17 protein-coding genes are annotated in these 17,995 nt (G+C 70.8%); 6 read left to right on the top strand and 11 right to left on the bottom strand.

Features of this window, described 5'->3' with window-relative positions:
- Nucleotides 1–154 precede the first annotated feature (154 nt).
- The 3 genes from uriT (at nt 155) to P3G67_RS15190 (ending at nt 3,035) form a co-directional block, all read left to right on the top strand.
- Nucleotides 155–1,576 (top strand): uridine transporter UriT, encoded by a 1,422-nt coding sequence (gene uriT / locus P3G67_RS15200; protein WP_276094102.1) that lies wholly within the window; start codon nt 155–157, stop codon nt 1,574–1,576.
- A 436-nt stretch (nt 1,577–2,012) separates the two neighbouring features.
- Nucleotides 2,013–2,699 carry a DUF4328 domain-containing protein gene (locus tag P3G67_RS15195; RefSeq protein ID WP_276093966.1) on the top strand — a complete coding sequence of 229 codons (687 nt, stop codon included), beginning with the start codon at nt 2,013–2,015 and terminating at the stop codon, nt 2,697–2,699.
- A 39-nt stretch (nt 2,700–2,738) separates the two neighbouring features.
- A complete protein-coding gene (locus tag P3G67_RS15190; RefSeq protein ID WP_276093965.1) occupies nt 2,739–3,035 on the top strand; it encodes a hypothetical protein in 297 nt (98 codons plus the stop codon).
- A 67-nt stretch (nt 3,036–3,102) separates the two neighbouring features.
- Here P3G67_RS15190 and P3G67_RS15185 read toward each other — a convergent pair whose 3' ends face one another.
- From P3G67_RS15185 to P3G67_RS15175, 3 genes are all read right to left on the bottom strand, one after another.
- Nucleotides 3,103–3,885, bottom strand: a complete 783-nt coding sequence (locus tag P3G67_RS15185) for a hypothetical protein (RefSeq protein WP_276093964.1) — start codon at nt 3,883–3,885, stop codon at nt 3,103–3,105.
- 94 nt (nt 3,886–3,979) lie between these two features.
- Nucleotides 3,980–4,618: a response regulator gene (locus P3G67_RS15180; protein ID WP_276093963.1), complete on the bottom strand. Its 639-nt coding sequence runs from the start codon at nt 4,616–4,618 to the stop codon at nt 3,980–3,982.
- A complete protein-coding gene (locus P3G67_RS15175) occupies nt 4,606–5,688 on the bottom strand; it encodes a sensor histidine kinase (protein ID WP_276093962.1) in 1,083 nt (360 codons plus the stop codon). The genes P3G67_RS15180 and P3G67_RS15175 overlap by 13 nt, the downstream gene beginning before the upstream one ends.
- A gap of 249 nt (nt 5,689–5,937) precedes the next feature.
- On the opposite strand from P3G67_RS15175, the gene P3G67_RS15170 reads away from it, so the two are divergent.
- Complete coding sequence (locus tag P3G67_RS15170) at nt 5,938–7,068, top strand: FAD-dependent oxidoreductase (protein ID WP_276093961.1); 1,131 nt, start codon at nt 5,938–5,940, stop codon at nt 7,066–7,068.
- Nucleotides 7,069–7,096: 28 nt separating this feature from the next.
- Here P3G67_RS15170 and P3G67_RS15165 read toward each other — a convergent pair whose 3' ends face one another.
- From P3G67_RS15165 to P3G67_RS15135, 6 genes are all read right to left on the bottom strand, one after another.
- Entirely contained in the window at nt 7,097–8,323 is a 1,227-nt protein-coding gene (locus tag P3G67_RS15165; RefSeq protein ID WP_276093960.1) for an NAD(P)/FAD-dependent oxidoreductase, read from the bottom strand.
- Nucleotides 8,324–9,058: 735 nt separating this feature from the next.
- Nucleotides 9,059–9,643, bottom strand: a complete 585-nt coding sequence (locus P3G67_RS15155) for a hydrolase (protein WP_276093959.1) — start codon at nt 9,641–9,643, stop codon at nt 9,059–9,061.
- Nucleotides 9,644–9,675: 32 nt separating this feature from the next.
- The gene (locus tag P3G67_RS15150) at nt 9,676–9,888 is read right to left on the bottom strand and encodes a hypothetical protein (protein ID WP_276093958.1); all 213 of its coding nucleotides are present in this window, start codon (nt 9,886–9,888) and stop codon (nt 9,676–9,678) included.
- 202 nt (nt 9,889–10,090) lie between these two features.
- Entirely contained in the window at nt 10,091–10,540 is a 450-nt protein-coding gene (locus P3G67_RS15145; RefSeq protein WP_269857434.1) for a MarR family winged helix-turn-helix transcriptional regulator, read from the bottom strand.
- Nucleotides 10,541–10,634: 94 nt separating this feature from the next.
- Complete coding sequence (locus tag P3G67_RS15140; protein WP_276093957.1) at nt 10,635–11,783, bottom strand: ABC transporter substrate-binding protein; 1,149 nt, start codon at nt 11,781–11,783, stop codon at nt 10,635–10,637.
- Nucleotides 11,784–12,219: 436 nt separating this feature from the next.
- Nucleotides 12,220–12,885, bottom strand: a complete 666-nt coding sequence (locus P3G67_RS15135; RefSeq protein WP_276093956.1) for a maltokinase N-terminal cap-like domain-containing protein — start codon at nt 12,883–12,885, stop codon at nt 12,220–12,222.
- Between the two features lie 178 nt (nt 12,886–13,063).
- Here P3G67_RS15135 and P3G67_RS15130 point away from each other — a divergent pair, with 178 nt between their 5' ends.
- Together P3G67_RS15130 and P3G67_RS15125 are read left to right on the top strand one after the other, a co-directional pair.
- Complete coding sequence (locus P3G67_RS15130) at nt 13,064–14,320, top strand: SLC13 family permease (RefSeq protein WP_276094101.1); 1,257 nt, start codon at nt 13,064–13,066, stop codon at nt 14,318–14,320.
- Between the two features lie 4 nt (nt 14,321–14,324).
- Nucleotides 14,325–14,840 carry a universal stress protein gene (locus P3G67_RS15125; protein WP_276093955.1) on the top strand — a complete coding sequence of 172 codons (516 nt, stop codon included), beginning with the start codon at nt 14,325–14,327 and terminating at the stop codon, nt 14,838–14,840.
- On the opposite strand, the gene P3G67_RS15120 is transcribed toward P3G67_RS15125, so the two are convergent.
- Together P3G67_RS15120 and P3G67_RS15115 are read right to left on the bottom strand one after the other, a co-directional pair.
- Nucleotides 14,831–16,405 carry a SulP family inorganic anion transporter gene (locus tag P3G67_RS15120; protein ID WP_276093954.1) on the bottom strand — a complete coding sequence of 525 codons (1,575 nt, stop codon included), beginning with the start codon at nt 16,403–16,405 and terminating at the stop codon, nt 14,831–14,833. The genes P3G67_RS15125 and P3G67_RS15120 overlap by 10 nt on opposite strands.
- A gap of 380 nt (nt 16,406–16,785) precedes the next feature.
- Nucleotides 16,786–17,994, bottom strand: coding sequence for a cytochrome P450 (locus P3G67_RS15115; protein ID WP_276093953.1), 1,209 nt, complete (start codon nt 17,992–17,994; stop codon nt 16,786–16,788).
- Between the last annotated feature and the right edge of the window lies 1 nt (nt 17,995).

The raw sequence follows: 17,995 nt of genomic DNA, 5'->3' as shown, positions 1-17,995 counted from the left end.
CAGAAGGTACCTTTGTCCACGGACCGGCGCGCCTGCCAGGAACTGCCCTGTACCGCGCTCCCGGGGATCACCGCAACACCGTTCAGCTGAGCATAGGGACTTTTCCTTGCCCAAGAAGATCACCCTCGACCGCGCCGACGGACCCGACCGCCACATAGCCCGGGGCGCTGACGCGACCGGCAACCGGACCGTTCGCGTGGGCGTCCTCGTCACCGCGCTGCTCACGGCGTGCGTCGCCTTCCAGCTCAACGCGAGCATGCTCAGTCCCGCGCTCAGGAGCATCCAGAGCAGTCTGCACGCCACCGCCGCCGAGGTCGGGCTCACCCAGACCGCGTTCTTCACCTCGGCCGCGCTGTTCTCGCTGTTCCTGCCCCGGCTCGGTGATGTGATCGGCCGCCGCAAGGTGCTGGTCGGGATGCTGGCGCTGATGGCGGTCGGATGTGTTGTGGCAGCGCTGGCGACGAGCGTCCCGATGCTGTTCGCCGGCCGGATCCTGCAAGGCGCGTCCGGGCCCGCGGTGCCGCTGTGCCTGATCATGCTGCGGGTCGAGGTCACCGAGCCGAAGCGGTACGGCACCCTGCTCGGTGTGCTCACCGCGGTCAACGGCGGTGTCGCCGGTGTCGACTCCCTCGCTGGTGGGTTCCTCGCGGACAAGCACGGCTTCCAGGCGGTCTTCTGGGCGATGGCCGCGGTGGCGGCGATCGCCACCGTCATGGCGGCCACCATGACGCCGGAGAGCAAGGTCGCCAACGCGAAGCGGATGGACTGGCCGGGCGTCGGCCTGCTGGTGGTGTCCGTCGGCTCGCTGCTCATCGCGCTGAACGAGGCCGGAAAGCTGGCGGCGGCCAACTGGTCCCTCGTCGCCGGGCTCACGGTCATCGCCGCGATCTCCTTCGGCCTGTTCTGGCGGACCGAGGCGCGCGGTTCGCACCCGCTGGTCGCCACCCGGCACCTGAAGGTGCGTTCCACCTGGGCGATCCTGCTGACCACCGTGCTCACCATGACCGGTGTGTTCGCCGTCATGAACGGGCTGATCCCCGCCTTCGCGCAGGACGCGAAGGCAGGTCTCGGTATGACCGCCGAGCAGTCGGCGTGGTGGACGCTCACCCCGTACGCGCTGGCCGGTCTGGCCATGGGGCCGCTCGCCGGTCGGCTCGCCGCGACCTTCGGCTACGGGCGGGTACTGCGGCTGGGCCTGGTCGGCGCCGTGGCGTCGATCGTCCTGATGATCGTCACGCTCCCCGCCCACTCGCACGTGATGCTGCTGGCGGGCTCGCTGCTGGTGGGCATCACCTACGCCGGTGTGGCCAACATCGTGCTCAACGGACTCGGCATCGTGCTCTCCCCGCGCGAGAACCCCGGCTTCCTGCCCGGCCTCAACGCGGGCGCGTTCAATCTCGGCGCGGGCCTCAGCTTCGCGGTGCTGTACGCGGTGAACACGGCCGTCATGCCCAGTGACCCGACATCCTCCGCCGGTTACACCGCCAGCATGATCGCCGGCGTCGTCATCCTCGCCGCGGCCATCGCCACGTCGTTCCTGATCCCGAAGCCGACCGCCGCGGAGGCGGACAGCTGAGGGACGTAGCACCCGAGCGAGCAGGGCCCCGGTCTGATGACCGGGGCCCTGCCGCGTGTTCCAGGGGGAGTTGGAGGCCCGAAGGCAACCAGAGCCTCAAGGCGGTCAGTTGACGGCGTGGTCCGCGTGATGGAACGCGAGGCCGACGGCTGACGGGATGCGGTGTCACGGCGTGACTTCCTGTGATGTGCCTGTGAAACAAGTCAAGTTGCGGTCAAGTGTCGTTGCGGGGTAATTTCCTGATCGGTCTTTACCGTTTCCTTACGTCTGCGTGGTGGCCGTGGATGTCCTGTGACGTCCATCGCGGACTTCGCGGCAGCGGCTGACCCAGCGGGCGCCGTGCACCCGCGCCGTCGGAACTCCCGGACCACCGGCCCGCACAGCGAAGTCCCCATCGCACCGTCAACCAACCGCCATGTCCATGGGAGTCCCCGCCATGTCCTACAGTCCTGCCGGCGCGCCGCCCGGCGGTGGTCCTGCGATCCGTCAGCTTGACGGGCTCGCGACTGCCGTCACCGTGCTGCTCGCCGTGGTGGCAGGCATCGACCTGTTCGCGGTCTACGCCGATCTCAACGCCTACTCCGTGGTGGGCAACGCGCTGTCCGTCACGCACCAGGAAGTGCGGCAGGCCGACGACCTCTACCGGACGTCCGGGATCCTGCAGATCTGCGGCACCCTCGCCACGGCCGCGGTGTTCATCCCCTGGCTCTACCGGGCCCGGGTGAACGCCGAAGCCTTCTCGCGGGCCGTGTGCACCATGGGCCGGGGATGGGTGATAGGTGCCTGGTTCGTGCCGTTCGGCAACCTCTGGCTGCCGTTCCGCGCCGCCTGTGAAGTCTGGGACGCCAGCGCGCAGTCGGCGCCCGACCGCTCCTGGCGGCACGTCTCGCGCGCGCCCGTGCGCGCCTGGTGGGCGACGTGGGTGACGGCGGTCGTGGTCGGCAGGATCGGTGCCACCCTCGGCGGGCAGACGACCCTGGACGCGCTGAAGCACTCCGTGGCCACGTCGGCTCTGGCCGATGTGTTGAACATCGCGGCGGCTGTGTTGGCGATCGTCTTCGTGCAGAAACTGACGCGCATGCAGCGGCTGAAGACCGTGCCGGGGCCGGTCGCGTTCGTCTGAACGGTCACGGTCGACTCCAGAGAAATCAAACGTGCCTGAATGGACATCAACGCCACTTTCCGTCTGACCGCGCGGGCGTACCGCAGCGCCGCACGCAACTCGCCCGTCATGCGCGCGACCTGGGTCATCAGCGCGCTGGCGGCGGTATCCGGACTTGTCAGCCTGCTCTCAGGCGAACCGGTGGGGTGGTTCGTCTACTACGGCCTGGGACTCCCCGTGCTCTTTGAGTTGGTGTTCGTCCGCTTGGCGGTCCGCAGGGTCCTGACCGGCGAAGAGGCGAAGGCGCGGCGCCGCCGCTTCCCCAACTCATCGTCCCAACGGGCGGCGCCGGACTGATCGTCGGGCACGCGACAGCCGCGCTGGCCGGAGGGGTTTCGTGGTGGCCAGCGCCGCTGTCGTCGGGTCACTGGTTCTTCAACGTCTCCGCCATATACGGTGCGCAGGCAGGCGTCTGGAGGCCGTCGGCCGACACCCACCAACCGTTCGGGACGGGGGAGTTGGCACAGGCGGTGATGCCGTTGTAGGGCAGGTTCAGCCGCCCACCGAGGTACATGCCGCAGCTGTTGACCTGGCTGTTGGCGGTGATGACATAGCCGGGTGGTACCGGTGAGTTGCCGCAGAAGGCGATGCCGTCGTAGACGGTGTTGATCCGTTCGCCCTGGTAGATTCCGCAACCGCTGTTCTGGAAGTTCGCGGTGATCACATAGTCCGAGGGCATGGGGCTGTTGCCGCACATCTGGATCCCGTTGTAGGCGGCGTTGATCGTCTCGCCGTACCACTGGGCGCAGGTGCCGTCCGGGCCTTCGTTGGTGATCACATAACCGTTGGGGATGGACCCGTTGTAGTTGCCGCACATGCGGATGCCGTTGCGGACCGTGTTGAGCCGCCCGGTCTGGTACGGCCCGCAGCTGTTGGTGGTGTACAGCGAGGTGAAGACATAGCCGGTCGGGACCGGCGAGTTGCCGCAGACCTGGATGCCGTCGTACGGCGGTTGGACCGTCTCGGTGAGGTAGCCGCCGGTACAACTGGCCGTCAGCGTCTCGGAAGTGATGACCTGCCCCGGCGGCACCGGTCTGTCACCGCAGACCGTGGCCGCCTGTGCGCCGCCCGCGCAGAACACCACGCCACCGGCGACCAGTGCCAGCGCCGACAACAGGCGGGCCAGCCACATGCCCATTGACTTCATGTGCTCCCCCTTTCTCGAACGTACGAGTGCCGCCGAACGACGCTAGCGGGGGCAGCCCGCCTTGCGGCGCCACCAGTTCGGGGGGCTTGCGCGGTCAGCAACCGTCCAGTCCGTCCTCGCGCACCCGCCGCGCCAGGTCGGTCTTCGTGTACGTGGGCCGACCCGCCTGCTGGTACTTGGCCTTGACCCGGTCCAGGTAGTCCTTCGCCGTGTTCACGGTGATACCGGCGCGCCGCGCCGCCGACTTGAGCGTCATGCCCGAGGCGTAGTCGAGCAGGACCTGGAGTTCCCTTGGCGAAAGCCGGGGCCGGGCCGGGTCGTCGTCGTGCGCGCAGGCGAAGGCCATTTCGGGGGAGTGCGCGGTACCGCCCGCCGCGATCTCCTCGATCGCCGCGACCAGCGTCGGCAGGTCGTTGTCCTTGGTCAGATAGCCGTCGGCGCCCGCCGCGACGGCGGACACGATCCGGGAGCGGTCCGGCACCGTACTGATCACCAGCACCCGGCTTCCGGCCGCCCTCAGTCGGCGGATGTTCTGCGCCGGTACCGAGCCGTCCCGTAGCACCAGGTCGAGCAGCACAACGTCCACGGCCTCGCATGTGGTCGCCAGGAACTCGGCCACCGTGGCGGTCGAAGCGACCAGTCGCAGGCCCGGCACGTCGCGCAGCCAGGACCGCATGCCGTCGAGCAGCATGCGGTCGTCGTCCACCACACCGACCGTGATCACTCGGGCCACCGCAGTTCCACGACGGCGCCCTCGCCGGGACGGCTGTCCACCACCGCCCGGCCGCCGACCTCGGCCAGCCGGGCGTGCACCGAGCGGCGCAGGCCGAGCCCCCGGGTCACCCGGTCGGGGGCGAACCCGCGGCCCCGGTCCACGACCGTGACCACCAGCCGGTCGCCGACCCCGGTGGCGGTCAGATACGCGCGTCCGGTACCCGCGTGTATTCGGACGTTGTTGAGCGCCTCGGTGACGGCGTCGGCGACGGCCGCGGCGACCTCGGCGGGCGCCTCGGGCAGGTTGTGGTACTGCGTGATGACGCGCAGGCCGAGGCTCTCGGCGGAGCGGACGGCGCGCTCAAGGGCCGCGCCGAGCTCCGGGTGGTACTCCTCGTCGGCTGTGCGCTGGATCAGGCGGCGCAGATACGCGGCCTCGCCGGCACAACGCTCCCTGACCTGCGGGGAGTTGGCGTCCACACCACCGGCGATGGCGGTCAGCGTGGCCAGCACGGTGTCGTGCAGTGCCCGGTAGTGGTCGATGCGCTCGGCGTACCGGGCCTTCTGCGCCTCGGCGGCGAGCGCCCGGGCGCTGGCGGCGTCCAGCAGTCGGCCCTGGCGGTTGAGATACCACCAGAACACCCAGGCCATGATCGCCGACGAGGCGAGCGAGATGAGATGGCCGTCGAGGGCCACGGCGCTCGCACCGACCGTCCGGCACACCGCGACATGAGTCGCCGTCAGGACCACCACGGCTCCGGCCAACGCGGTCCGCCCGAAGGCGACCGCCGCCGCCGATGCCGCCGACGTACCCAGCAACATCACCCACCCGTCCGCCGCGGGCACCAGCGGTCCACCCCACTCCAAGGCCACGAAGGGCAGCACGCACCCGCTGACCACGACATCCGCCCACACCGCCCAACCGGAGAACACCCCCCGAGCCAGCGCCCCGCCCCACACCCACACACTGCACCCGACCGCCGCCAACAGCACCAACCACGCCACCGGTAGCCCAGGTCGATGCTGGACGACGGCGAACAGGCCGATCACCAGATGGCTCGCCCGATAGAGCATCGTGGCCAGGATCATGAACGATCTCGCCCGTTGCAGGCCCGAGCCCACGTTCACTGCGCTTCCCCCTTGTACGGCTCGTAAGGAGCGGCTTCCCCCAATCCGTGGCGTCGGCCTCGACGTTGCGGAAATCTTTACGAGCCCATTCGTAACGAACTTGTTCGTAGCGAACATGTTCGTTACGGTGGGTCGGACCTTCACATCCTGATCGACGTCGCACCGAGGCCCCCCGAGACCCGCCACCCCGAAACCCCGCAGAGGTGACCCATGCCCACTCACCACCCGATAGCCATCGTCGGCGCCGGACTCGGCGGCCTGACCCTCGCCCGTGTACTGCACGTCAACGGGATCGAGGCCGTCGTCTACGACCTGGACGCCTCACCCACCGCCCGTACCCAGGGCGGGATGCTCGACATCCACGAGGACTCCGGCCAGATCGCACTGCGCGCCGCCGGACTGTACGAGCAGTTCCGCGCGATCGTCCACCCCGGCGGGGAGGCCGTCCGCGTCCTCGACCGGCACGCCACCGTCCACATGGCACAGGACGAGGAGCACGGGCGGCCCGAGGTCGACCGCGGTCAGTTGCGGGACCTGCTGCTCGGTGCGCTGCCCGACGGCACCGTGCGCTGGGGCGCGAAGGTCACCGGCGCGCGCCCGCTCGGCGCCGGGCGGCACGAGGTGACGCTCGCCGACGGCGCCTCCTTCACCACCGATCTGCTGGTCGGCGCGGACGGTGCCTGGTCGCGGATCCGCCCGCTGGTCTCCGACGCCAATCCCGCCTACACCGGTGTGACCATGGTCGAGGTGGACCTGCTGGACGCCGACGCCCGCCATCCGCAGAGCGCGGCGGTGGTCGGCGGTGGCATGCTGTTCGCGCTCGGCACGGGCAGGGGCTTCCTCGGGCACCGCGAGGCTGACGGCAGCCTGCACATCTACGCCGTGATCAAGGTCGCCGAGGACTGGGCGTCCGGCGTCGACTTCACCGACACCGCCGCCGCCAAGGCCGCCGTGCTGGAGTACTTCGCCGACTGGCACGACAGCCTGCGGGCGCTCGTCGTCGACGCGGACGGCTCGCTGGTGCCACGGCCCATCCACGCCCTGCCGGTCGGCCACCGCTGGAACCGGGTGCCCGGTGTGACCCTGCTCGGCGACGCCGCCCATGTGATGTCGCCGTTCGCCGGGGAGGGCGCCAACCTGGCCATGCTCGACGGAGCCGAACTCGGGCAGGCCCTCGCCGCCCACCCCGCCGACGTCGAAGCCGCGCTCGCCGTCTACGAGTCGGCCCTCTTCCCGCGCGCCGAGATCTCCGCGAAGGCCTCCGCCGACAATCTCGTCACCTGCTTCAGGGACGACGCGCCCCAGGGCCTGTTGGACCAGTTCGCGGAGCACGCCAACTGAACGGCCGGCGAGTACTCCCGTGATCGTCTCACCCCGGCCCGTCGGTCGGGGTGACCGCGTCCAGGAAGCGGGCGCGTGCCTGCCGCCAGGGGGTCGGGGTGACGATCAGGGAGCGCAGGTCACGTAGCTGCCGGGGCGGGAGATTGACGGCCAGCACTCCCGTGGCCAGGCCCGCGCGGCCGTGCAGGGCGGCCAGTCGGGGGGACCCGTCGCCCTGCACGGCCAGTTCGACGCTGTCGGGGTCGGCGAGCAGCCCGTAGCCCTGGATCTTCAGGTCGTACTGGTCGGACCAGAAGTAGGGGACGGGAGAGAAGGGCTGACGCGGCTGGCCGCGCAGTTCGGCCAGCAGGTTGCGGGCGGCGGCCAGCGCCTGCTCGGTGGCGTTCGTGCGGTGCTCGACGCGTATCGCGCGCCCGTGCACCGGATGGTGCCAGCGCGCCACATCGCCCGCGGCGTAGATCCCCGGAGCCGCCGCGCAGTACTCGTCGCAGAGCAGCCCGTCCGAGGTGTCCCAGGAGCCCGGCAGCCACTCGGTGTTGGGCCTCGCCCCCACCGCGAGCAGCACGGAGTCGGTGGCCAACCGGGTGCCGTCGTCCAGCCGGAGCCCGGTGAGCCGGCCACGTGCCGAATCGAACTCGGCGGACTTCGAGGCGAGTTGGCGGACACCGTGCGTACGGTGGTAACGGGCGAGCAGGGCGGCGGCCTCGTCGCCGAGCAGCCGTGACATCGGTAGCGGTGTACGGCCGATCAACGTCACCTCTACGCCCAGTTCACGGGCGACGGCCGCGGCCTCGGTGCCCAGTACGCCGTTCCCGACGATCCCCAGGTGCTCCGCCGCGCGCAGCAGGGTGCGCAGGGCGTGGGCGTCGTCCAGGGTGCGCAGGGTGTGTACGCCGGTAAGGCCCTCGGCGCCGGGCAGGGTTCTGGCGCGGCCACCGGTGGCCACGATCACTCCCGCGCAGCGCAGCCGTTCACCGGTGTGCAGCGTGAGGGTGCGGTCCGTCGGATCCAGCGCGGTGGCCAGGGTGGCCAGGCGCAGATCGAGGCCGAGCCGGTCCAACTGCTCGGCGTCGCGCAGCCGTAGCCGCTCCTGTGTCCAGGCGCCGCTGAGGAACCGCTTGGACAACGGCAGCCGGTCGTACGGCACATGGGATTCCGCGCCGATCAGGGTCAGTTCGCCGTCCCACCCGAACCGGCGCAGGGCCTCGGCGGCGGCCACTCCCGCCGCCGACGCCCCCACAACGGCGATCCTCATGCGTGCTCCTCTCGCAGTGGTCACCATGTGACCGGGAGTTCGTTGACGCCCTGGATCGTCGTGCCCGGGCGCAACGGCAGCTGGTCCACCGGAACCGCGAGGCGCAGCGTCGGAACACGCTTGATCAACGCGCCCAGGACGACCTCCAGTTCCAGGCGGGCCAGGTTCTGGCCGAGGCACTGGTGGAGGCCGGTCGGCGGGCGGGCCTGCCGCCAGCATGGCGTCGATGCGGTCGTGCACGATCCGTTCGATGTCCTCGCGCATGCCCTTGGTCCGCCGTACGGTGAACTCGCTGAGCAGCATCCGCCGCTTGGTGTCGTGCTCGGGCGGGTCGGTGACGATGAACGACCGCTGCGACTCAAGGAGTTCACGGCTCCGCTCGCGTACCACCGTGGCGCGTGGGGAGAGGGCGGGGAAGTTCGGGCGGGTGCGGTCGGAGGACATCCGCGGATCGGCCAGCAGCCTGCGCGCGGTCTCGTGCCTGGTGACCAGCCAGCTGACGGCCGTCGTAGAGCGTCACCCTGTGCGGAGGCGCCTTCTCGGCACGTAACCGGAGGTATTCGGCGGGCGGTTGGTAGGGGCAGGTGCGGTCGCGCGGGTGGTCCGGGACGTGCTCCGGCATGGTGGTCATCGCTCTCCTGGAACTCGGATGGTGCTCGTGAAGGATCGGGTCCGTTCTGTGACGCGCGGGCTGCCGGCCCCGGTGGGGGCCGGCAGCCGACGGGCGGTGGTGGGTCAGGGACGGGTCTTGGCCAGCAGTTCGACGATCTCCGCCGTGCTGCCGGTCTCGCCGAGCCTGGGGAAGATGTGCTCGACGCTGTTGCGGTGTGCTTCTTCGCTGCGGTCCGCCATGGCGTCGGTGGCCAACGTGACGTGGTAGCCGTGCTCATGGGCGGCCCGGGCGGTGGACTCCACACCGATGCTGGTGGCAATACCGGCCAGCACGATCTGGGTGACGCCGCGGCGGCGCAGCTGCAGGTCGAGGTCGGTGCCGTGGAAGGCGCCCCAGTTGCGCTTGGTCACCGTGATGTCCTCGGGGTGGCCGGCCAGTTCGTCGACGATCACGTCCCAGCCCTCGGGCCGGCCGCCAGAGCGGCGCGGGGCCTCGGTACGGCCGGGGACGGCGTCGGAGCCGTCGGCCGCGAAGGTGACCCGTACCAGGACGACCGGCAGGCCGTGCGAGCGGAAGGCGTCGGCCAACTCGACGCCGCGGGCCACCACTTCGGGGCCGGTGTGGGGGGCGGTGGCCGAGGCGGCGATGCCCTTCTGGAGGTCGATCAGTACGAGCGCGGTGCGCTCGTCGAGGGTACTCAGTGCCATGGGTGGGTCTTTCCGTTGCGTTGTTTCGGGGGTCAGCGGCGGCCGGTGCCCGGCGCGGTCTTCGGTAGTGCGCGCGCCAGCGGGGCCGCGGTCGCGAGCGGGACCGCGCCGCCCGCCATGAACAGCGCCGGGGGGTGCGGTCCGTCGGTGTGGGCGCCGTGTTCGAAGAAGGCGGCGCAGGCCGAGGAGGCGGCCATCGCGCTCAGGTAGGCGCAGGTGCGCAGCGGCCCGGCGGCGGAGCCCAAACGCTCGGCGTCGCCTGGTGGTAGAGCGCGTTCCAGTTGGCCAGGCCGTTGTCGCCGATCGGCGGCAACGCCACAGCGATCAACGATGAGTTGGCCGGGTTGAGGATCGACCCCGGGGTCGTCCGGGTGATCAGCCCGCGGTCGAAGCCATCCTCCGGGCGTGAGTCGGGCGGCGAACCGCGCAGCCGCGTGAGTATCGCGCTCACAGCTCGGTGAGCCGTTCCAGCAGGGCCATCGCCTCGACGACGGTCTGCCGTTCCTGCTCGGTGTAGTGGTTCTGGAGGGCTCGGGTCAGCCACTCCTCGCGGGCCTGCCGGTCGCCGGCGGCGCGTTCCCGTCCGGCGCCGGTCAGCGTGACCAGTTGTCGGCGGCCGTCGTCGGGGTCGGGCTCGCGTTGGATCAGCCCCTGCTTGTCGAGTGCCGCCAGCGTGGTGGCCATCGACTGCGGGCGAACCCCCTCGGCGGCGGCGAGCCCGCTGGCCGACGCCGGTCCCCGCTTGTAGAGCAGGGTGAGCGCGGACACCTGGGAAGGCGTGAGGTCCTGGGTACTGGCGATCTCGCGCAGTCGGCGCCGCAGGCGGCTGAACACCACCCACACATCGCGCGCGGCGCGGGAGGCCGTCCCGGAGACACCGTCGGTGGTCTCGTCCATGCCGCCACGGTAAATCCTTCAGTTCAGGCTGTCCAGTTCTATCTGGTCAGCCTGAACTGATGAATGCGGGTGGTTCCTTCGGTGGGTGGTTCCGTTATGAGACGGTCTGCGCCCACTTGTCGGCGACGGTCTTCTTGGCGGTCGTCAGCTGGTCCTCGGTGGGGAAGGCGGGGGAGCCGGAGACCGCGGGGAGCTTGCCCGCGGCCACGGCGTCCAGGCTGCCGTTGACCTCCATGGCGTCCATCAGCACCGGGCGTGCGTACCCCTTGAGGAAGAGGTTCTGGCCGTCGTTGCTGTAGAGGTACTCCTCCCACAGCCGGGCGGCGGCCGGGTGCGGGGCGTTGGCGTTGATCGCCTGCGAGTAGTACTGGGCGTAGAGGCCGTCGGTGGGGACGTTCACCTGCCAGTCGACGCCCTTGTTCTTGAAGGCGTCCGAGTAGCCGACGTTGAGGTAGTCCCAGTCGATGGTGATCGGCGTCTGGCCCTTCTCGATCGACGTCGGAGTGGCGAACGCCGGGTTGAAGTTGCCGATCCGCTTGAGCTTGGCGAAGAAGTCAAGGCCCGGCTGGATCTCCACGTACGAGCCGCCGTTCGCCATCGACGCCGCGTACACCGCGCCGAACGCGGCACCGGACTTGGTCGGGTCGCCGTTGAGCGAGACCTGGCCGCGGTACTCGGGCTTGGCCAGGTCGGCGAAGGTCTTCGGGCACTCCCGCACCCGCTTGGCGTCGCAGCCGATCGAGATGTAGCCGCCGTAGTCGTTGTACCAGTCGGCGTTGCTGTCCTTCTGGGCAGCGGGTATCTGGTCGTAGGAGGCCACCTTGTACGGGGCGAACAGGCCCTGCTGGGCGCCGCTGAGCGCGAACTGCGAGCCGAGGTCCAGCACGTCGGGCGCGTTCGACTGGCCCTTGCGGGACGTGACGGCGGTGATCTCGTCCTGGCTGGCACCGGTCGGGTTCTCGTCCTGCACCTTGATGCCGTACTTCTTGGTGAACCCGTCGATGACCGCGCCGTAGTTGGCCCAGTCGCGGGGCAGCGCGATCGCGTTGAGCGTGCCCTCCTTCTTGGCGGCGGCGACCAGGGCGTCCATACCGCCGAGGTCGGCCGCCGAGGTGGCGGTGGCAGCGCTCTTGTCGTTCGCCGTGGTGCTCGCGGCGGGCGTGGAGCCGCAGGCGCTCAAGGTGAGCGCTGCCGCGGCCAGGACGCCGGTAGCGCCGATCGCCCGGTTACGGGGCACGTTCACGGGTTCTCCTTGCGGGGGTCTGAAAAGGCCACGCTGCGGTGCAACATGACGGGCTCAGTACGTAGCAGTTCGGTGGCCGAAAAGTGAACAAGTGGCCGAGAAGCGATGACGGTAACCGGAACGAAGCGGGTCGTCCAGGGGGTGCAGGCCCTGTGTGGAGGATCTTTGCCGGATTGCGGTGTGTTTGATACCCGGTCGCGTGTTCGGAGCGTCGCGGCGGTGGCGACGGAGGGTGTGCCCAGCGGGCGAACGCCCCCGATAGGCGCAAAAGCGATTTGTGGCAGCGAGTTGGGGTGAAGGGGCGGATCCGGGTGGATCGGTGGCACGAGCTGGGGTGGTGCTCGCGGTGATGCGGAGCGGCCGCGCGGGCTGGGGGTGGGCGCGCGGTCGATCGGTGGTGCGGCTTGGTGCGCGGTCGTGGCGCGCGGTCGGTCGGCTACTCGGCCGCCTGCTCGTGAACGACGGCGAACAGGCCGCGAGCCTGGGATCCGTCCGCTAGCTGCCAGTTCGCCGCGACATGTCCCAATGTGGCCGGGGTCTCGCCTCGTTCGGCGCTGAGAGCCCGATTCACCCGGATGCGGAGTTCCCGGGCGCCGGTCCGTACCAGGAGGTCGGTGCCGTGCGGCCCGTCGGTCACGGCCGAGGACTCGACCTCCGCCGTGTGGCCGCTCTCCGCGAAGTGGCCGACGACGGTCGGGTCCGGGGTGTCGTTCACGCTCTGCGAGTGCGGCTCGGCCCGGCCCATGACGAGGGCGAGGAGTTGGGCGACGAGCACCGGGTCGTGGACGCCGTCGTAGACCCACCGCCGCCCCAGCACCCCGTGCTCCATGGTGCCGATCAGGGCGTGCTCCGCGCCGTCGAGCGGCGCCCCACGGTAGGTGAGCGGCGCGTGGTAGGTGACCGGCGCGTCCCCGGACCCGTCGGTGGCCGCCATGAACTCGATCCCGACCTCGCCCTTCGGGTCATCGAGCCGGAAACCGCCCGCCTTGCCCAGCTGCGGAGTACGACCAGCGGCGCCGAGGTACCAGGGCCGCGCGGGAAGCCATCCGGTGAGCAGTTCCAGCTTGGTCGGCGACAACGTGGTGCGGTGGATGACGGCCATACCTCGGACAACCCCTCCCGTTGGTTACGCCCATCCTGCCACTCCCCTTGGCGGGTAGGGGAGTTGCTGCCGCCGTGGCCTCCGTGACACGACACAGCGGTGGGGGCGATACGGCGTGGCCGCCGCGGAGCCTGCTTCCATAGGGGGCGCCGTTGCCGTCAGCTGCGAGGAGCCGACCCTGAACACGTCGTTCGCGGAAGTACTGTCCGTGGGACTGCTGGTCGTGGTGCTGGTCTGCGCGGTGGTACGGCCATGGGGGTGGCCCGAAGCGGTGGTCGCGGTTCCGGCGGCGGGCGCGGTGATCGGCACCGGAGCGATCTCGCTGGACCACGCCAGAGTGGAGGCCGCCAGGCTCGGCCCGGTGATCGGGTTCCTCGCGGCGGTGCTGGTGCTGGCCCAACTCTGCGATGACGACGGGATGTTCCAGGCCTGCGGGGCATGGATGGCCCGTACGGCGGTGGGGCGACCGCGCCGACTGCTGGTCCAGGTGTTCGTGATCGCGTCGCTCACCACCGCGGTGCTGAGCCTGGACGCCACGGTGGTGCTGCTCACCCCGGTGGTGTTCGCCACCGCGGCCCGGCTGGGGGCACGGCCCAAACCGCATGTCTACGCCTGCACCCACCTGTCCAACACCGCCTCCCTGCTGCTGCCGGTCTCCAACCTCACCAACCTGCTGGCGTTCGCCGCCAGCGGCCTGAGCTTCACCCGCTTCGCCGCCCTGATGGCGCTGCCGTGGCTGGTCGCCATCGCCGTCGAGTACGTGGTGCTGCGCCGGTTCTTCGCCACGGACCTGGCCGCCGGCGCGCAGGCACCGCCTCCCGCCGAAGCGCCGGAACCGCCGCTGTTCGCCCTGGTCACCGTCGCCTGCACACTGGGCGGCTTCGTGCTCACCTCCGCCCTCGGGGTGAACCCCGCCTGGGCCGCGCTGGGTGGCGCGCTCGTGCTCGCGGTACGGGCGCTGGCCCGGCGGCGCACCACGCCCGCCGCGATCGTCCGCTCCGCCGCGCTGCCGTTCCTCGCGTTCGTGCTGGCCCTCGGCATCGTGGTGCGCGCCGTGGTCGACAACGGGCTCGCCTCCGGGCTCGCCCATCTGGTGCCGGGCGGCACCTCACTGCCCGCGCTGCTCGGCATCGCCGCGCTGGCGGCCCTGTTGGCAAACGTCATCAACAACCTGCCCGCCGTCCTGGTGCTGCTGCCGCTGACCGCCCCAACCGGCCCCGGCGCCGTCCTCGCGGTGCTGCTGGGTGTCAACATCGGCCCCAACCTCACCTACGCCGGGTCCCTGGCCACCCTGCTGTGGCGGCGCATCGTGCACGAACACGACGCCGAGGTGGACCTCGGCGAGTTCACCCGCCTCGGCCTGCTCGTCGTACCCGCGGCACTGGTGCTCGCCGTGGTAGCACTGTGGGCGTCCCTGCGCGTCGTCGGAGGCTGAGCACGTGACCGTCATCGTCTGGATCGTCGAGGGCACCTGGCACGCGTGCGTCGACGCCGCCCGCACCCACGCACCGCCGGACGCGCGGATCGTGCTGCTGCACGTCACCGGGCACGACGTCCCGGGCGCGGCGCACGGCGTCTACGCGGGGCTGCTGGGCCGCGGCCACCCCAAGGGGCACCACCCGGCCGAAGGCTGGGGGAGGGATCCCGGGGCGCGGATGGAGGACCTGGCCGCGGCCAGCGCGCAGGAGCTACTGGCCGCCGCCGCCGATCGGCTGGCCCGACCGTGTACCCGGCTCGCCCGGGTCGGTCGCGTCGAACGGGAGGTGGTCGCCGCCGCCGAGGGCGCCGACCTGCTCATCGTCGCCCGCGACGGCGACCGCAGCCGCCTCGGGCCGCGCAGCCTGGGGCCCGCCAGCCGCTTCGTCGTCGACCACGCCCCGTGCCCCGTCCTGCTCGTCTGGCCGGAACCGGCGCCGGGCATCGCCACGATCCCGCCGCCACCGCGTCACGGGTAGTGGGGCTCGGCCCGGCTGGAGCTGCCGACTCGCGGCAGGTCCAGCTCCGCCCGGGCGAAGGCGTCGGCCTCCGCGTCGGTGGTGAACAGCCGCCCGGTCGTGCGTAGTTCGTCCAGGACACCGAGTGCGTCCATGGGTGGCAGATGCTGGTCGCTGATGCCGCACACCAGGACCAGGGTTCCGCGTTTGGCCAACGCGGCGACGGTGTCCCGTAGCGCCAGGATCCCGGTGGCGTCGACGGCGGTGACCCGCGCCATGCGCAGTACGACCACGCCCGTCTGGCACCGCATGAGCGGGCGCAGCAGCCGCGCGGCCGAGGCGAACAGCAGCGGCCCCTCGACGCGGTAGACGGCGAACGACCGTCCGTCGGGCTCTCGTCGTACACAAGCGGAACGCACCACCGCACGCAGCGCCAAGCCAGCGGCCAGCACCAGCCCGGCGGTCACGGCGGCGACCAGGCCAAAGGCCAGTGTGACCACGGCGGTTACCGCGACGACCGCGGCCTGCCCCCGATCCGCACGAGCCAGCGCCCGCAACGACCGGACGTCCACCATCCGCGTCGCGGTGGCGATCAGCACCCCGGCCAACGCGCACACCGGCACCGTCGCCACCAGCGGCGCGGCCGTGAAGGCGAGCACCCCCAGGGCCACGGCATGCACGAGCGCGGCCAGCCGAGAACACGCCCCCTGGCGCACGTTGCTGGCGGTACGAACCACGGTCCCGGTCGCCGCCAGCCCGCCGAACAGCGGCGCGGCCAGGTTGGCCACCCCCTGCCCGAACAACTCCCGGTCGCCGTCATGTGGTTCCCCATCGCTCATCGCGTCCGCCGCCGCTGCCGTGATCAGCGCCTCCAGCGCCACCACGGCGGCGACGGTCACCGCCGACGGCAGCAGCACCGGCATCGAGCGGAAGTCCAGGAAGCCCAGCGACGGATACGGAAGGCTGGACGGCACATGCCCGATGCGCGGCAAGGACAGCCCAACCACCCGTACCAGCACGGTGCCACCGACCACCGCCACCAGGGCGGACGGCACGTTCGGCAGCAGTCGGCCACCGACCAGCCGGGCCACCACCACTGCCGAACAGAGCGCGACGGCCACCCAGTTGGGGTGCGCTATGGATCTGACCGCGGCCTCGATGACCGTGCCGCGCGGACGCACGGCGATACCCAGCCCGGGAGGGATCTGCTGAAGGATGATCACCGCGGCGCTGCCGATGGTGAATCCCTTGACCACCGGCGCGGGCAGATAGCGTAGACATCCGCTCACCCGGGACAGCGCCAGTGCGATGACCAGCAGCCCGGCCATCAGCCCCACGGTCAGCGCACCGCGGGCACCGAAGCGGTGTACGACGGGTGCGATCACCACCGTCAGCACCCCTGTGGGGCCGGAGACCTGGAGGTTGGAACCGCCCAACAGGGCGGCCAGCCCACCGGCCACCACCGCACTGGCCAGCCCGGCCTGGGGGCCGAGGCCCGAGGCGGCACCCAGACCGAGGGCGAGCGGAAGCGCGGTGATCGCCACCATGAGCCCGGCCAGCACGTCCTTGCGCGGGCAGCGCCCCATGTCAACGAGGTCGAGCCGACTGGGCAGTACACCCCGTAACCGAGCCCATGCGCTCCCTGGACCGCCATAGGTGATCACTGGAACCCATTCCCTCCTTACTGGCTTTACGTTGCGTCAAGAAGGCATTGAGGAAAGGGAGAAGGGGATTCGCGCGACGGCGTCGGGGGCAACCGCCGGTCCACAAAGCCGTGTTCGAAGTTGAACGGCTTGATGTCATCGACAATGGCACGGACTACATGGCTGCTGCAATAAAGTCCGGATTACTCGGATTTTCCGGTGATTCGGCAGGGCTGGTCAGCGACATGGGATCAGGTGTCCAGCCCGGCGGCCGATGGCCGAGCGGCGGTTGCCGGTGTACTCGGCCAACGGCCCTGCGGAACCTATCCGTTGGTCAGCCGGTCGAAGGCGACCGGTAGGTGTTCCGGGCCGCGGAGCGTGGCGTTCTCGCGGTAGGGGGGTGGGTCGGCGACCAGCCGTGGGGCTTCCAGGCGCCGGGCCAGGGCGGTGAGGGCCAGCTGGGCTTCGGCGCGGGCCAGGGTGGCGCCCACGCAGTAGTGGATACCGCCGCCGAAACCCAGGTGGGTGTTGTCCCGGCGGTCGGGGACGAAGCGGTCGGGATCGGGGAAGCGGCGGTGGTCGCGGTTGCCCGCGGCGAGCATGATGCGGATCCTTGACCCCTTGGGGATGGTGGTGCCCGCGATGTCGATGTCGGCGAGTGCGCTGCGGCCCGACATCTGCACCGGAGGGTCGTACCGCAGTACCTCCTCCACCAGCGGGGTGGCCAGGTCGGGGTCGGTGCGCAGCCGGGCGAGGACGCCCGGGTCGCGCAGCAGGGCGAGTGTGCCGTTCGCGATCAGGTTGACGGTGGTCTCATGACCGGCGATGAGCAGCAGTACGAGGGTGACGCGCAGGTCCACCGGGCCCATCGGGCCCTCGTCGTCCCCACTGGACATCAGGGCGGACAGCAGGTCGTCGCCCGGCTCGGCCCGGCGCCGCTGGATGAGGGCCTCCAGGTACTCCAGCAGTTGGTCGCGGGCCTGCTGGGCGTCGCGGATCTGCTCCTCCGTCGGCGAGTCGACGGGATCCAGGGCGAGGGTGAGCCGACGGGAGAGGGAGCCGAAGACCGGCTCGTCCTCGCGTGGCACGCCGAGCAGTTCGCAGATCACGGTGACCGGCAGCGGGTAGGCCAGGTCGGCGACCACGTCGAGCTGCCCCGGCCCCGAGCTGGTGTGGGCGTCGAGGAGTTGGTCGACCAGCTCGGCTATGTGGTCGCGCATGCCGGTGATCCGCGGGACGAACTCCTGGGTGACCAGGCGGCGTAGCCGGTCGTGCCGCGGCGGGTCCTGGACCAGCAGGCTGCGTTGGGGTGGTTTGGGGGCCTGCGGGTTGAGCCGGTCGGCACTGATCCGCGGATCGTGGAGCAGCTGCGCGATCTCGTGGTAACCGCTGACCAGCCAGGTCCCGTTGTCCATCCGGACCACCGGCCGCTCGCGCATCAGCGCGTAGTACGGGTACGGGTCGGGCCGGTTCTCGTACCGCATGACCTGGGCGAACAGGTCGGTGGGCGAAAGCCGCGCGGTCGTGGTCATC

Source organism: Streptomyces silvisoli (assembly GCF_029269905.1).
GTDB lineage: Bacteria > Actinomycetota > Actinomycetes > Streptomycetales > Streptomycetaceae > Streptantibioticus_A > Streptantibioticus_A silvisoli_A.
This window is presented reverse-complemented; position numbering and strand designations above follow the sequence as displayed.

Excerpts from the sequence above, each read along its gene's own strand:
- P3G67_RS15185 (WP_276093964.1), bottom strand. The coding sequence starts at position 3,885 with ATGAAGTCAATGGGCATGTGGCTGGCCCGCCTGTTGTCGGCGCTGGCA.
- P3G67_RS15135 (WP_276093956.1), bottom strand. The coding sequence starts at position 12,885 with ATGGCCGTCATCCACCGCACCACGTTGTCGCCGACCAAGCTGGAACTG.
- P3G67_RS15165 (WP_276093960.1), bottom strand. The coding sequence starts at position 8,323 with ATGAGGATCGCCGTTGTGGGGGCGTCGGCGGCGGGAGTGGCCGCCGCC.
- P3G67_RS15175 (WP_276093962.1), bottom strand. The coding sequence starts at position 5,688 with ATGATCCTGGCCACGATGCTCTATCGGGCGAGCCATCTGGTGATCGGC.
- P3G67_RS15170 (WP_276093961.1), top strand. The coding sequence starts at position 5,938 with ATGCCCACTCACCACCCGATAGCCATCGTCGGCGCCGGACTCGGCGGC.
- P3G67_RS15195 (WP_276093966.1), top strand. The coding sequence starts at position 2,013 with ATGTCCTACAGTCCTGCCGGCGCGCCGCCCGGCGGTGGTCCTGCGATC.
- P3G67_RS15155 (WP_276093959.1), bottom strand. The coding sequence starts at position 9,643 with ATGGCACTGAGTACCCTCGACGAGCGCACCGCGCTCGTACTGATCGAC.
- P3G67_RS15120 (WP_276093954.1), bottom strand. The coding sequence starts at position 16,405 with ATGGGGCGCTGCCCGCGCAAGGACGTGCTGGCCGGGCTCATGGTGGCG.
- P3G67_RS15115 (WP_276093953.1), bottom strand. The coding sequence starts at position 17,994 with ATGACCACGACCGCGCGGCTTTCGCCCACCGACCTGTTCGCCCAGGTC.
- P3G67_RS15145 (WP_269857434.1), bottom strand. The coding sequence starts at position 10,540 with ATGGACGAGACCACCGACGGTGTCTCCGGGACGGCCTCCCGCGCCGCG.
- P3G67_RS15190 (WP_276093965.1), top strand. The coding sequence starts at position 2,739 with ATGGACATCAACGCCACTTTCCGTCTGACCGCGCGGGCGTACCGCAGC.